Below are 13,297 nucleotides of genomic sequence, written 5' to 3'. Positions count from 1 at the left end.
CCCGGAAAGCCCGCATACGTGCCGCGGGCTTTCCGTCATGCAACAGGCACGCGTCGGAGCATCGAGAAATTGGCGCGCAGGGACTATGACACAGTGATCGTGGGGGCTGGCGTCATCGGCCTGTCGATCGCCTACCGGCTCGCCGCCTCGGGCGTTTCGGTTCTGATCCTCGACCGAAAGGGCATGGCCGAAGAGGCCAGCCGGGGCAATGCGGGGGCCTATGCCTTCGCCGATATCGAGCCCCTCGCCTCCCCGGGCGTCATGTTCAAGGCGCCGGGCTGGCTGTTCGATCCGCTCGGCCCGCTCTCGATTCCCCTGGGCTACGCGCCGCGCATAGCGCCATGGCTCATGCGGTTCTTCCGCGCGAGCTGGCCCGACCGGCTTGAGGCCAGCACCCGGGCCCAGGCCGCGCTGATGGACCTGGCGCGCGCCCGGACCGAACCCATGCTTAAGGAAGCCGGGCTCGCGCACCATCTGCGCAAGGACGGGGCCATCTACCTCTATTCCAGCGAGGCCTCCTGGCGCGCATCGCTGCCCATGTGGAGCAAGCGCGAGGCGCACGCCATCCCCTTCGAGCACGTCTCGGGCGCCCGGCTCGCCGAGCTCCAGCCCGGGCTCGGACCCCGTTACACCCACGGCACCTTCCTGCCCCAGTGGATGACGGTCTCGGACCCCTATCAGCTCACTCTGGGGATCGGCAAGGCAGCGCTCGCGCGCGGCGCCACCTTTCGCCAGGCCGAGGTCGCGCGACTGGACTTTGCCGAGGACGGCGCCCGCGTCGTGCTCGCCGACGGCAGCACCATCGGGGCCGGTCACGTGGTCGTGGCTGCGGGCGCATGGTCCCACAAATTGGCCGCCACAATTGGCCAATCCATCCCCCTCGAGACCGAACGGGGGTACAATACCACTTTCCCGCCCCGGGCCTTCGATCTGCGGCGCCAACTTGTCCTCCCCGAGGACGGTTACGTCATCAGCCCGCTCGATACGGGGATAAGGGTCGGCGGGGCGGTCGAGCTCGGCGGGCTTGATCGAAAGCCCGATTTCCGGCGCTCAGAGGCGCTCGTCAGGAAGGCGAGTTGCGTGCTGCCGGGGCTCGAGACAGCGGACGGCGTCCAGTGGATGGGCTTTCGCCCCTCGATGCCGGACTCCCTGCCCGTGATCGGGCCATCCGCGAAAACCCCCAGGGTTCTTTACGCATTCGGCCACGGCCACCTGGGTCTCACCCAGTCTGCTGCAACAGCCCATATCATCGCCGATCTTGTGCGATCAAACGTCTCTTGCACTGATATCAAGCCCTATTCATCTGCGCGTTTTTAAGGCTCGGACCATGGCCAGACATACATTCTTCTGCATTGACGGACACACCTGCGGCAACCCCGTACGCCTTGTCGCCGGCGGCGGCCCGCGCCTCGAAGGCGCCACCATGATGGACAAACGCGCCCATTTCCTTGCGGAATTCGACTGGATTCGCCACGGGCTGATGTTCGAGCCGCGCGGCCACGACATGATGTCGGGCTCCATTCTTTATCCCCCCACCCGCGAGGACTGCGATATTGCGGTCCTGTTTATCGAGACCTCGGGCTGCCTGCCCATGTGCGGGCACGGCACCATCGGCACAGTGACCTCGATGATCGAGCACGGGCTGGTGACGCCCAGAACACCCGGCGTGGTGCGGCTCGATACTCCCGCCGGTCTTGTCGTCGCCGAGTACCGGCAGGATGGCCAGTACGTCGAGGACGTCCGGCTCACCAACGTCCCGGCCTTCCTCCATTCCGAGGGCCTCACGGCCAGCATCGACGGGCTCGGAGAGGTCACGGTCGACGTGGCCTATGGCGGCAATTTCTACGCGATCGTCGATCCCCAGGATGCGATCGGGGACATGGCCGAGGTCTCGGCCGCCCAGCTCCTCGCCTGGAGCCCCGAGCTTCGCCGGGCACTCAACGAGAAATATACCTTCACCCACCCCGAAAACCCGGGCATTTCCGGGCTCAGCCACATCCTGTGGACCGGGGCGCCCACCCAGCCCGGCGCCACCGCGCGCAACGCGGTGTTCTACGGCGACAAGGCCATCGACCGCTCCCCGTGCGGCACCGGCACCTCAGCCCGCATGGCCCAGTGGCACGCAAAGGGCAAGCTCGCGACGGGCGATGATTTCGTCCACGAATCGATCATCGGCTCGCTGTTCAAGGGCCGGGTGGAAGAGGAAACCACCGTCGGCGGCAAGCCCGCCATCATCCCCTCGGTCGCCGGCTGGGCCCGAGTGACGGGGCTCAACACCATCTTCATCGACGACCGCGACCCCTTCGCTCACGGGTTCACCGTCAAATGAGCACCGAACCACAGGTCAGCGTCATCGTTGAGGGCGACGCCAGCGGCCCGGTCATCGCCACCAACGAAGCCCTGAGCTTCTGGGGTGGGGTCGATCCCGCCACGGGCCGGATCATTGACGTCCACCACCCCCTGCATGGAACGTCTATCAGCGGCGCGGTGCTCGTCATGCCCGCCAGCCGGGGCTCTTGCACCGGTTCGGGGGTCCTGCTCGACCTCGCGCTCGAAGGCCGCGCGCCGGCGGCCCTGATCTTCCGCGATCCCGAGGACGTGCTGACTCTGGGCGCGCTGGTGGCCGGCATGTTCGGCAAATCGATCCCGGTGCTGCGCGCCGATCCAGAGGTGTTCACGGCCCTCGGCACCGCCCGAACCGCCTCGATCGAGGGCGGGATGCTGGCCATAGACGACGCCCGCTACACCATCGCCCCACCCCGGGTCAGCACGCTGGTGCTGTCGGACCAGGACAAGGCCATGGCCGAGGGCCGGGATGGCGATGCGGTGGCCCAGGCCATGCGCATCATCTGCGCCATGGCGGCCCAGCAAGGTGCCGAAAAGCTCATCGACGTCTCCCAGGCCCATATCGACGGCTGCATATACGCGAGCCCGGCGAACCTCACCTTCGCCCGCACGATGGCCGACATGGGCGCCCGTGTCCGCATCCCCACGACCATGAACGCCATCTCCGTGGATCGCGCAAACTGGGAGCGCCAGGGCGTCGCCGCTGATTTCGGCAACCCCGCAGCCGCTCTGGCGGACGCCTATGTGGAGATGGGCTGCAAGCCCAGCTTCACCTGCGCGCCCTATCTGCTCGAGACCGCTCCTGCCGCAGGCGAGGCCGTGGGCTGGTCGGAATCCAACGCGGTGATCTTCGCCAACAGCGTGTTGGGCGCGCGCACGGCCAAGCATCCCGACTTTCTCGATCTCTGCATCGCCCTCACCGGCCGCGCACCGCTCTCCGGGCCCTATCTCGACGCCCATCGCAAGGCCCGCGTGGTGATCGATGTAGACCTCCCCGCGCAGCCCGGAGGCGCATTCTGGCCCTTGCTCGGCTATGTCGCCGGCCATCTGGCGCCCGACCGCATCCCCCTGCTCAGCGGCGTTGCCTCCGCCAATCCTTCCCGGGACGACCTCAAGGCCCTCTGCGCCGCGTTCGGCACCATGTCGGCTGCCCCGATGCTCCATATCGAGGGGGTTACCCCCGAGGCTGGAATTGCCGCCGAGAGCGCTGCGCCCCACCGCCATGTGGACCGCGCGATGCTCCGCAAATTCTGGTCGCGGCTCAATGACGGGCCCGAAAAGATCGATCTGGTGGCCATCGGCAGCCCCCACGCCTCGCTTTCGGAATGCCACGCACTGGCCGCGGCGCTCGATGGCCGGCCGGTCCATGCGGAGGTCGACCTTCTGGTCACGGTGGGCCCGGCAACGCTGGCGCAGGCCCGGATCGACGGCACGCTTGCAGCCCTGGAGGCGTGCGGCGTTCGCGTGGTCTCCGATCTCTGCTGGTGCTCGATCACCGAGCCTGTCTTCCCGCCCAAAGCGCGGGTCGTGCTGACCGATTCGGGCAAGTACGCCCATTACGGGCCCGGCCTGAGTGGCCGCACCGTGAGGCTCGGCAGCCTGAACGATTGCGTCGACGCGGCGCTGTCCGGGCTCGCCGCCCAACGCTTCCCCAATTGGCTTGAGGACTGATTCATGCGCTCATCGAAGGTAATTCACGTCGTCGGTTGCCATGCCGAGGGGGAAGTCGGTGATGTGATCGTAGGCGGCGTCGCGCCACCTCCGGGCGAGACCATCTGGGAGCAGGCCCGCTGGATCGGCAAGGACGACCGCCTGCGCAATTTCGTCCTTAACGAGCCGCGCGGCGGGGTTTTCCGCCATGTAAACCTTCTGGTGCCCCCCAAGAATCCCAAGGCGGTTATGGGCTGGATCATCATGGAGCCCATGCACACCCCACCCATGTCGGGCTCAAATTCCATTTGCGTATCCACGGTGCTCCTCGACAGTGGCATTATAGAAATGGAAGAGCCCGAGACCCGCTTCACCCTCGAGGCGCCCGGCGGGCTGGTCGAGGTGGTCGCGACCTGCAGGAACGGAAAGGCGGTTTCGATCCGGGTCACCAATCACCCGAGCTTCGCCGCGCGGCTGGACGCTCCGCTCGAAGTCGAGGGTCTGGGCACGGTCTCGGTGGATACGGCCTATGGGGGCGACAGCTTTGTCCTGGTCGATGCCCAGACGCTGGGCTTCAGCCTCTCTGCCGACGAGGCGCGCGAGCTTTCGGAGACCGGAATGAAGATCACACGGGCTGCCAATGAGCAACTCGGCTTTTCCCATCCCACCAATCCGGACTGGTCCCACATCTCATTCTGCCAGTTCACCGCACCGGTCGAGACCATCGATGGCGTCCGGACGGGCAGGAACACCGTGGCGATAGAGCCGGGCAAGCTCGATCGCTCGCCCACGGGCACCGGCTGCTCGGCCCGCATGGCGGTGCTGCACGCGCGCGGACACCTCGCGGTTGGCGAGCCCTTCGCCGGCATCTCGATCATCGGCAGCCGGTTCGACTGCCGCATCGAGGCGACGGCTGACCTCGCGGGCACCCCCGCCATCATCCCCTCGATTTCAGGGCGCGGCTGGATCACCGAGACAAAGCAACTCATGCTCGATCCCGACGATCCTTGGCCCCAAGGCTATCGCGTGGGCGACACGTGGCCGGGGAGCGGTCGCACCGCGGAGCCGCACCCATGAGCGCGACACTCTCGTTTTCCGAGCTCCGGGATCTGCTCGAGGCGATCTTTCTGCGCCACGGCACGAGCCCGGACGTGGCGGCGATCCTTGCCGAGAACTGTGCGCTGTGCGAGCGCGATGGCGCAACGAGCCATGGCGTCTTCCGCATGCAGGGCTATGTGGACTCGCTCAAGAGCGGCTGGGTCGACGGCAAGGCCGACCCCCTCCTTGAGGATGTGGCACCGGGCTTTTTGCGCGTCGATGCCAATAACGGGTTCGCCCAGCCGGCACTGGAAGCGGCCCGCGCCACGCTGCTCGAGAAGGTGCGGACCAACGGAATTGCCCTTCTCGCGATCCGCAATTCTCATCATCTGTCCGCGCTCTGGCCGGATCTCGAACCTTTTGCCCGCCAGGGGCTCGTGGCGCTCAGCGCGGTCAACAGCTTCGCCTGCACCGTGCCCCATGGCGGCAAGGTCCGGGTGTTCGGAACCAATCCCCTCGCCTTTGCCGCCCCGCGCGAGGGCGCGGATCCGATCATCTTCGACATGGCGACTTCGTTCATGGCCAATGGAGAAATCCAGATCGCGGCGCAAAAAGGTGAGGCCTTGCCCGCAGGCGCTGGCGTGGACGCCTCCGGCGCGCCCACGACCGACCCGCGCGCCGTGCTCGATGGCGGCGCACTGCTGCCGTTCGGCGGGCACAAGGGCTCGTCCATCTCCATGATGGTCGAGCTGCTCGGCGCCGCGCTCACCGGCGGACATTTCTCGTTCGAGTTCGACTGGTCGGGCCACAAGGGCGCCGCTACGCCCCATACGGGCCAGTTGCTGGTCCTGATCGACCCGTCCCACGGCGGCGGCCTCCCCTTCGGCCTGCGCGCCAACGATCTGGTGGCCAGAATGCGCGCCTCGGGCGTGGACCGCATGCCCGGTGAACGCCGGATGGCCAACCGGGCCAGGGCCGAGCGGGAGGGTATCCCGCTCTCCGACGACGTGCTGGGCCGCCTCTACGCCTACGCGGGACGATCCGAAGACACCTGAGAGGACATCAACCCGGCGGTTTCCGGTTGAGATCGGTGGCGCCCGGGCTGCGATTGAATATTGTATCCAATATCCTTTGATGCCATGATTGGCGCATGAAGAGGGCGACGGACGGCGCCATAACACGCCGATCATCTGGAGAGCCAGCGCCACAGGCCATGACCGGAGACTGAACGATGGACACCAAGATTTTCGACGGCTGCATTCCGGCGCTGATGACGCCCTGCACGGCAGACCGCCAGCCCGATTTCGACGCGCTCGTGCGCAAGGCGCAGCAATTGATCGCTGACGGCATGTCCGCCGTGGTCTATTGCGGATCGATGGGTGACTGGCCGCTCCTGACCGACGCGCAGCGCCAGACGGGCGTGGCGCGCCTCGTCGAGGCCGGCATTCCGGTCATCGTCGGTACGGGGGCCGTCAACAGCAAGAGCGCCGTCAGCCACGCCGCACACGCGGCAAAGGTCGGCGCCGCGGGCCTGATGGTCATCCCGCGGGTACTCTCGCGCGGCCCCTCCCAGGATGCCCAGCGCGCGCATTTCTCGGCCATTCTCGAGGCCGCCCGCGATCTGCCGGCCGTGATCTACAACAGTCCCTATTACGGGTTCGCCACGCGCGCCGACCTCTTTTTCGACCTGCGCGCCCACTACCCGAACCTCATCGGCTTCAAGGAATTCGGTGGCGCCGATGACCTGCGCTATGCGGCCGAGAACATCACGAGCGCCGATCCTTCGGTGACGCTGATGGTGGGCGTGGATACCCAGGTCGTGCACGGCTTCGTCAATTGCGGAGCCCGGGGCGCGATCACAGGGATCGGCAACGTGCTGCCCCGCGAAGTGCTCCACCTCATGGACCTTTCCAAGAAGGCCGCGACCGGCGATGCCCATGCCCGGGTCAAGGCCCGCGAGCTCGACGAGGCGCTGGGGGTCCTCTCGTCCTTCGATGAAGGCCCGGATCTGGTGCTCTATTTCAAGCACATGATGACCCTGCGCGGGGATGCGGAGTACACGCACCATTTCGTTGAGACCGACCGTCTCTCTGACAACCAGCGCGCCTATGCCGAAACTCAGCTCAAGCTGTTCGACGCCTGGTACGCAAGCTGGAGCGCGGCAGCCTGACCGGCGGAGGGAATCGCGATACGAGACAGGCTGCGCGGCCCCCCGCGCGGCCTTTTTTATCCTTCGGAGTCGGCAATGGAATTCAGTTCGTCCCCAATCCTTTACGTGATGGCCGCCGACCAGGAATACGGCCCTGCCCTGCGCGCCCGCATCACCCCGCTGATGACCGGCGTCGGCCCTGTAGAAGCCGCGATCGCGCTCACCCGCGCGCTGGACACGGCGGCATCGAAGGGAACACGTCCGCGATACGTGGTGTCACTGGGGTCAGCGGGGTCCGCGCGGCTCGAGCAGACCGGGGTCTATCAGGCTGTTTCGGTCTGCTATCGGGATATCGATGCATCGCCGCTGGGCTTTGCCAAAGGGGTGGTGCCCTTCCTCGACCAGCCGGCGACGCTCGAGCTCGGCCCGCGCGTGCCGGGCCTGCCGGCGGCCACGCTGTCCACGGGAGGCAATATCATTTCCGGGGCCGTCTACGAGACCATCGCGGAAGACATGGTCGACATGGAAACCTATGCCATTGCGCGGGTCTGCCAGACATTCGAGGTCGGACTGATCGCCATTCGCGGCATCTCCGATGGTGCCGCCGAGCTTTCGGTGATCGAGGACTGGACCCGCTATCTCGATGTCATCGACGCCAAGCTGGCGGCGGCTGTCGATACCATCGAAGCCTTCGTGAGCAGACAGACGGCTTGAGGACCTGCGCGCCCGGGACCCCGACTTGATCCCGGGGGTATCGGACGCGCCTATACTCGGCCAATCGCCCGGGGCGGCATATTCGGCCGCTCTGTCAGAGTATGGCCGGGAGGTCGAGCCCCTGTTCCCGAGCGCAGGCAGCAGCCTCGTCATAGCCGGCGTCGGCGTGGCGCATCACACCCGTTGCCGGGTCGTTCCAAAGCACCCGCTCGATGCGCCGGGCAGCGTCATCGGTTCCGTCAGCGCAGATCACCATGCCGGCGTGCTGGGAATAGCCCATGCCGACGCCGCCACCATGGTGCAGCGAGACCCAGGTCGCACCCGAAGCGGTGTTGAGGAGCGCGTTGAGAAGCGGCCAGTCCGACACCGCGTCCGACCCGTCCTTCATGGCTTCGGTTTCCCGATTGGGCGAGGCGACCGAGCCGGAATCCAGGTGATCGCGACCGATGACCACCGGGGCGCTCAGCTCGCCGGTGCGTACCATCTCGTTGAACGCAAGCCCCAGCCTGTGGCGGTCCCCGAGGCCGACCCAGCAGATGCGGGCCGGCAGGCCCTGGAACGCAATGCGATCGCGGGCCATGTCGAGCCAGTTGTGCATGTGCGTGTTGCCCGGTGTGAGTTCGCGCACCTTGGCATCGGTCTTGTAGATGTCTTCGGGGTCACCCGACAGCGCGGCCCAGCGGAAGGGCCCGATGCCGCGGCAGAACAGGGGCCGGATGTAGGCCGGCACGAAGCCGGGAAAGGCAAAGGCATCGGCGAGGCCTTCGTCCTTGGCGACCTGCCTTATGTTGTTGCCGTAGTCGAAGACCGGCACGCCCTGCCCGCGCAGCGTGACCATGGCTTCGACATGCTCGCGCATGGAGGCCCTAGCCGCCGCTTCGACGGCGGCAGGATCGCTCTGGCGCTTCTCGCGCCATTGCCCGAGCGTCCAGCCCTTGGGCAGATAGCCGTTGACGGGATCGTGGGCGGATGTCTGGTCGGTGACGAGGTCGGGGCGCACGCCACGGCGGACCAGTTCGGGCACGATCTCTGCAGCGTTGCCGAGCAGGGCCACGGACCTGGCGTCTCCGGCCGAAGTCCAGCGCGCGATCATCTCCAGCGCCTCATCCAGAGATTCCGTTTTCTCGTCTACATATCGGGTACGAATACGAAAATCGATAGAGTCCGGATTGCATTCGATGGCGAGGCAGCAGGACCCGGCCATTACGGCCGCGAGGGGCTGGGCGCCGCCCATGCCGCCCAGGCCGGCAGTGAGCACCCACCGGCCCGAAAGGTCACCGCCATAGTGCTGGCGGCCGGCTTCAACGAAGGTTTCGTAGGTGCCCTGGACGATGCCCTGGGTGCCGATATAGATCCACGAGCCGGCGGTCATCTGACCGTACATGGCGAGGCCCTTGCGGTCCAACTCGTTGAAATGGCTCCAGTTTGCCCAATGGGGCACGAGGTTGGAATTGGCGATCAGCACGCGGGGGGCATCGGCGTGGGTCCGGAAGACGCCGACGGGTTTTCCGGACTGGACCAGAAGGGTCTCGTCGGCCTCAAGTCGTTCCAAAGTCTCGACAATCAGGTCAAAATCGCGCCAGGTCCGGGCGGCGCGGCCGATGCCGCCATAGACGACGAGCTCGTGCGGGGCCTCGGCGACCTCGGGGTCGAGATTGTTCATCAGCATGCGCAGCGGGGCTTCGGTGAGCCAGCTTTTTGCCCGGAGTTCCGGACCTCTCGGGCTGCGAACCTGGCGGATGTTGTGGCGGGGATCGGTCATTGGGCAACCTCGTTTCGAGCGGCGAGAGACAGGGCGGCGCCCTCGATGGCCCCCAGAATCCGGGCGAGTTGGGGCCTTAGGCGCTCGGCTCGGGCCGGATCGTAGGCGAAGGGCGGGGATTCGGTGGCCAGGTGGGTGGCCTGGGCCAGTTCCATCTGGATGGCATGGACGCCCGCTGCGGGGTTGGCGTGGTGGCGGGTGGTCCAGCCCCCTTTGAAGCGGCCATTGAGGATGTGGGAGAATTCTTCTTGCGCGCCAATGGTTTGCATGGCGGCATCGGCGATCTCCGGGGCGCAGGATTTCCCGTCATTCGTCCCGACATTGAGGTCTGGTAGGAGGCCTTCGAAGAGATAGGGGATGCGCGAGCGGATCGAGTGGCAGTCGTAGAGCACAGCCACCCCGTGCAGCCCGATCACGCGCGTGATCTGCGCTCTGATCGCTGCGTGATATGGGGTGTGAAAGGCTGATAGGCGGTGATCTGACTCGCTGATCCGGGGCTCTTGCCCCGGTTTCCAGATCCCAATGTTGTCGAAATCGTGGCGCGGGATCAGATCGGTGGTGTTCTGGCCGGGGTAAAGGCTGGTGCCCTCAGGGTCCCGGTTGGCGTCGATCACGTAGCGATGAAAATGGGCGCGCACGGTCGTGGCGCCCGGCAGCAATCCGGCATAGAGCCGATCGACGTGCCAGTCGGTGTCGGCCAGCAGGCGGCCATTGGCATCGAGCCGGGCGGCGACGTCCTCGGGCACCATGATACCCGAATGCGGGAAGGCGAGGATAACCGGGCTCGTGCCCTCCTCGACCGAAAAGACCTCGAACGTGCTCATGGGTCGAGCCCCGGGAGGATGTCGAAAGGGACCGCGCCGGCGAGGGCACCGGATGCGACGAGCCGCGTGGCGGCGGCGATGTCGTCGGCCATGAAACGGTCATGCTCGAGGGTGGGGATGGAGCCGCGGACGACGGCATGGGCGCTGGCGAGGAGCGGGCTGGTGGAGAGCGGCGCCCGGCAGTCTATGCCCTGGCTCGCGGTCATCGCCTCGATGCCGATGATGGTTTCGAGATTTCCGACCATTTCACCGAGACGCCGGGCGCCGTGGCAGGCCATGGAGACGTGATCCTCCTGATTGGCAGAAGTGGGCGTGGAATCTACCGAGGCCGGGAAAGCCTTCTGCTTGTTCTCGGACATGAGGGCGGCAGAGGTCACCTCGGCGATCATCAGGCCGGAATTGACGCCGGCATGGGGCGCAAGGAAAGGCGGCAGGCCGTAGGACAGTGCCGGGTCGACCAGAAGCGCGATGCGCCGCTGGGCGATGGCCCCGATCTCGCAGATGGCAATGGCGATCTGGTCGGCGGCGAAAGCGACAGGCTCGGCGTGGAAATTGCCGCCCGAGACGATCTCGTCATCGGAGACCAGTAGCGGATTGTCGGTCACCGCGTTGGCTTCGATCACCAGCGTGCGGGCGGTAGTGCGCAGGAGGTCAAGACACGCGCCGACCACCTGAGGCTGGCAGCGAATGCAATAGGGATCCTGGACGCGCTCATCGCCTTCCTTGTGGCTGGCCCTGATCTCCGAGCCCTCAAGCAGCGCGCGGAGCGATGCGCCGACAGTGATCTGGCCGGGCTGGCCGCGCAGGAGGTGGATATCGTGATGGAAGGGCGCCGAGGAGCCCATGGCCGCATCCGTCGAGAGCCCGCCCGAGACCAGGCCCGAGCAGAGGGCGCGATGGGCGCCGAAAAGGCCGGCAAGGGCAAGCGCGGTCGAGACCTGGGTGCCGTTGATGAGCGCCAGACCCTCCTTGGCCGCGAGCGCGAGGGGTTCGAGACCGACGCGGGCAAGCGCTTCTTTGGCAGGGAGACGTTCGTCGCCCAGAAAAGCCTCGCCCTCCCCCATCATGACCGCAGCCATGTGGGCAAGCGGAGCGAGGTCTCCGGAAGCGCCGACCGATCCTTTTTCCGGGATCACCGGATGGCAGCCTGCGGCCAGCATGGCTTCGAGCAGAGCGATGATTTCGAGCCGCACGCCGGATGCGCCGCGCCCAAGCGAGACGATCTTGAGCGCCATGATGAGCCGCACGATGGGCGCTTCGAGCGGGCGGCCCACCCCGCAGCAATGAGACAGGATGAGATTGCGCTGCAGCGTTTCGAGGTCGGCGGCGTCGATCTTGACCGAGGCGAGTTTTCCAAATCCGGTGTTGATGCCATAGACCGGGGCGTTGCCCGACGCGATGCGGCGCACGCGCTCGGCGCCCTGGCGGACAGGCTCATGGAAATCGGGATCGAGCCGGACGGGTTCGGTGCCCCGGTAAATGCGTTCGAGCGTATCGAGGGGGACGGCGCCGGGCGTGAGGGTGAGGGTCATAGCAAGGTCCTTTCCCCGCGAAAGATGCGCGCATGGAGCGGATTGAAACCGATGCGGTAGACGAGTTCGGCCGGGGTCTCGCAATCCCAGATAGCGAAATCGGCCGAGAGCCCGGGCGCGAGCGTGCCGGTTTCCTGCGAAAGGCCGAGCGCGCGGGCGGCGTGGCAGGTGACCCCGGCGAGGCATTCGGCGATGGTCATCCCGAAGAACGTGGCGCCCATGTTCATGGATAGAAGGATGGAGGTGAGCGGCGAGGTGCCCGGATTGGCGTCGGTGGCCAGCGCCATGGGCACTTTGTGGGCGCGCAGCGCGGCAATATCGGGCTTGCGGGTTTCGCGCAGGGTATAGAATGCCCCGGGCAGAATGACCGCCACCGAGCCGGCTCGGGCGAGCGCCGCGGCATCCTCGTCCTCGATATATTCGAGGTGGTCGGCCGAAAGCGCGCCATGGCGGGCTGCCAGCTGCGTGCCCCCTGCCCGGCTGAGCTGTTCGGCATGGAGCTTGACCGGGAGGCCGAGTTCGGCAGCGCGGGCAAAGACGGGCGCGAGGTCCTCGACCGAAAAGGCGATGGATTCGCAGAACCCGTCCACCGCGTCGGCAAGGCCTTCGGCATGGGCCTTCTCGAGACCGGGGATGACCACCTCCGCGATGTATCCGGCACGGTCGTCCCGATACTCGGGCGGAATGGCGTGGGCCGCGAGGTAGCTGGTCCGGACGCGCACCGGACGGTGCTTTTCGAGCGCGCGGGCGGCGCGGAGCATGTTCAGCTCGGCGTCGATTTCGAGCCCATAGCCGGATTTGACCTCCACCGTGGAGACGCCCTCGGCAAGCAGGGCATCAAGGCGCGGCAGGGCCGAGGCCACAAGATCGTCCACCGACAGCCCGCGCGTGGCCTCGACGGTCGAGAAGATGCCGCCGCCGGCGCGGGAAATCTCGGCGTAGCTGGCGCCTTCTAGCCGCATCTCGAACTCGCGGGCGCGGTTGCCGCCATGGACGAGGTGGGTGTGGCAATCGATGGGCGCGGACGTGACCAGCCGGCCTTCCAGGTCCTCGACCGTCGCGTTCCCCGGGATGTCTGGCGCCTCGCTCGACGGGCCGGCATAGACGATGCGGCCATCGCGCGCGAGGATCGCACCGTCCGGGACGAGAGCAGGTTCTCCGTCGACGAGCGGGGCGAGGGTGGCATTGCGCCAGAGGGTCGTGGTGCCCGATGCAGCGGTCAATCCAGCGGCCATTGGAAAATCGATCCTTCCCTGTTGCCTCTAAAATGTATATACATATC

General features: G+C 66.6%; 11 protein-coding genes. 7 read left to right on the top strand and 4 right to left on the bottom strand.

Annotated elements, in window-relative coordinates:
- Positions 1-69 precede the first annotated feature (69 nt).
- The 7 genes from EO136_RS18015 to EO136_RS17985 all read left to right on the top strand — a co-directional run bounded on the left by EO136_RS18015 (position 70) and on the right by EO136_RS17985 (position 7,897).
- Positions 70-1,317 (top strand): NAD(P)/FAD-dependent oxidoreductase, encoded by a 1,248-nt coding sequence (locus EO136_RS18015; protein ID WP_127145775.1) that lies wholly within the window; start codon positions 70-72, stop codon positions 1,315-1,317.
- A 10-nt stretch (positions 1,318-1,327) separates the two neighbouring features.
- On the top strand, positions 1,328-2,329 hold the full coding sequence (locus tag EO136_RS18010; RefSeq protein WP_127145774.1) for a 4-hydroxyproline epimerase: 1,002 nt from the start codon (positions 1,328-1,330) through the stop codon (positions 2,327-2,329).
- The gene (lhpI, locus tag EO136_RS18005) at positions 2,326-4,017 is read left to right on the top strand and encodes a cis-3-hydroxy-L-proline dehydratase (RefSeq protein ID WP_127145773.1); all 1,692 of its coding nucleotides are present in this window, start codon (positions 2,326-2,328) and stop codon (positions 4,015-4,017) included. The genes EO136_RS18010 and lhpI overlap by 4 nt, the downstream gene beginning before the upstream one ends.
- 3 nt (positions 4,018-4,020) lie before the next feature.
- Positions 4,021-5,073 (top strand): trans-3-hydroxy-L-proline dehydratase, encoded by a 1,053-nt coding sequence (locus tag EO136_RS18000; protein WP_127145772.1) that lies wholly within the window; start codon positions 4,021-4,023, stop codon positions 5,071-5,073.
- Positions 5,070-6,089, top strand: coding sequence for an Ldh family oxidoreductase (locus tag EO136_RS17995; protein ID WP_127145771.1), 1,020 nt, complete (start codon positions 5,070-5,072; stop codon positions 6,087-6,089). The genes EO136_RS18000 and EO136_RS17995 overlap by 4 nt, the downstream gene beginning before the upstream one ends.
- 176 nt (positions 6,090-6,265) lie before the next feature.
- Positions 6,266-7,204 (top strand): dihydrodipicolinate synthase family protein, encoded by a 939-nt coding sequence (locus EO136_RS17990; protein WP_127145770.1) that lies wholly within the window; start codon positions 6,266-6,268, stop codon positions 7,202-7,204.
- Positions 7,205-7,279: 75 nt separating this feature from the next.
- Entirely contained in the window at positions 7,280-7,897 is a 618-nt protein-coding gene (locus EO136_RS17985) for a 5'-methylthioadenosine/S-adenosylhomocysteine nucleosidase (RefSeq protein ID WP_127145769.1), read from the top strand.
- Positions 7,898-7,991: 94 nt separating this feature from the next.
- On the opposite strand, the gene hutU is transcribed toward EO136_RS17985, so the two are convergent.
- The 4 genes from hutU to hutI are packed head-to-tail and all read right to left on the bottom strand — an operon-like array spanning position 7,992 to position 13,250.
- A complete protein-coding gene (gene hutU / locus EO136_RS17980) occupies positions 7,992-9,659 on the bottom strand; it encodes a urocanate hydratase (protein WP_127145768.1) in 1,668 nt (555 codons plus the stop codon).
- Positions 9,656-10,483, bottom strand: a complete 828-nt coding sequence (gene hutG, locus EO136_RS17975; protein ID WP_127145767.1) for an N-formylglutamate deformylase — start codon at positions 10,481-10,483, stop codon at positions 9,656-9,658. The genes hutU and hutG overlap by 4 nt, the downstream gene beginning before the upstream one ends.
- Entirely contained in the window at positions 10,480-12,015 is a 1,536-nt protein-coding gene (hutH, locus tag EO136_RS17970; protein ID WP_127145766.1) for a histidine ammonia-lyase, read from the bottom strand. Before hutH ends, hutG begins: the two co-directional genes overlap by 4 nt.
- On the bottom strand, positions 12,012-13,250 hold the full coding sequence (gene hutI / locus EO136_RS17965) for an imidazolonepropionase (protein ID WP_127145765.1): 1,239 nt from the start codon (positions 13,248-13,250) through the stop codon (positions 12,012-12,014). Before hutI ends, hutH begins: the two co-directional genes overlap by 4 nt.
- Positions 13,251-13,297: the final 47 nt, after the last annotated feature.

Source organism: Pelagibacterium montanilacus (assembly GCF_003992665.1).
Classification (GTDB): domain Bacteria; phylum Pseudomonadota; class Alphaproteobacteria; order Rhizobiales; family Devosiaceae; genus Pelagibacterium; species Pelagibacterium montanilacus.
This window is presented reverse-complemented; position numbering and strand designations above follow the sequence as displayed.

Excerpts from the sequence above, each read along its gene's own strand:
- EO136_RS18010 (WP_127145774.1), top strand. The coding sequence starts at position 1,328 with ATGGCCAGACATACATTCTTCTGCATTGACGGACACACCTGCGGCAAC.
- lhpI (WP_127145773.1), top strand. The coding sequence starts at position 2,326 with ATGAGCACCGAACCACAGGTCAGCGTCATCGTTGAGGGCGACGCCAGC.
- EO136_RS18000 (WP_127145772.1), top strand. The coding sequence starts at position 4,021 with ATGCGCTCATCGAAGGTAATTCACGTCGTCGGTTGCCATGCCGAGGGG.
- EO136_RS17995 (WP_127145771.1), top strand. The coding sequence starts at position 5,070 with ATGAGCGCGACACTCTCGTTTTCCGAGCTCCGGGATCTGCTCGAGGCG.
- EO136_RS17990 (WP_127145770.1), top strand. The coding sequence starts at position 6,266 with ATGGACACCAAGATTTTCGACGGCTGCATTCCGGCGCTGATGACGCCC.
- EO136_RS17985 (WP_127145769.1), top strand. The coding sequence starts at position 7,280 with ATGGAATTCAGTTCGTCCCCAATCCTTTACGTGATGGCCGCCGACCAG.
- hutU (WP_127145768.1), bottom strand. The coding sequence starts at position 9,659 with ATGACCGATCCCCGCCACAACATCCGCCAGGTTCGCAGCCCGAGAGGT.
- hutG (WP_127145767.1), bottom strand. The coding sequence starts at position 10,483 with ATGAGCACGTTCGAGGTCTTTTCGGTCGAGGAGGGCACGAGCCCGGTT.
- hutH (WP_127145766.1), bottom strand. The coding sequence starts at position 12,015 with ATGACCCTCACCCTCACGCCCGGCGCCGTCCCCCTCGATACGCTCGAA.
- hutI (WP_127145765.1), bottom strand. The coding sequence starts at position 13,250 with ATGGCCGCTGGATTGACCGCTGCATCGGGCACCACGACCCTCTGGCGC.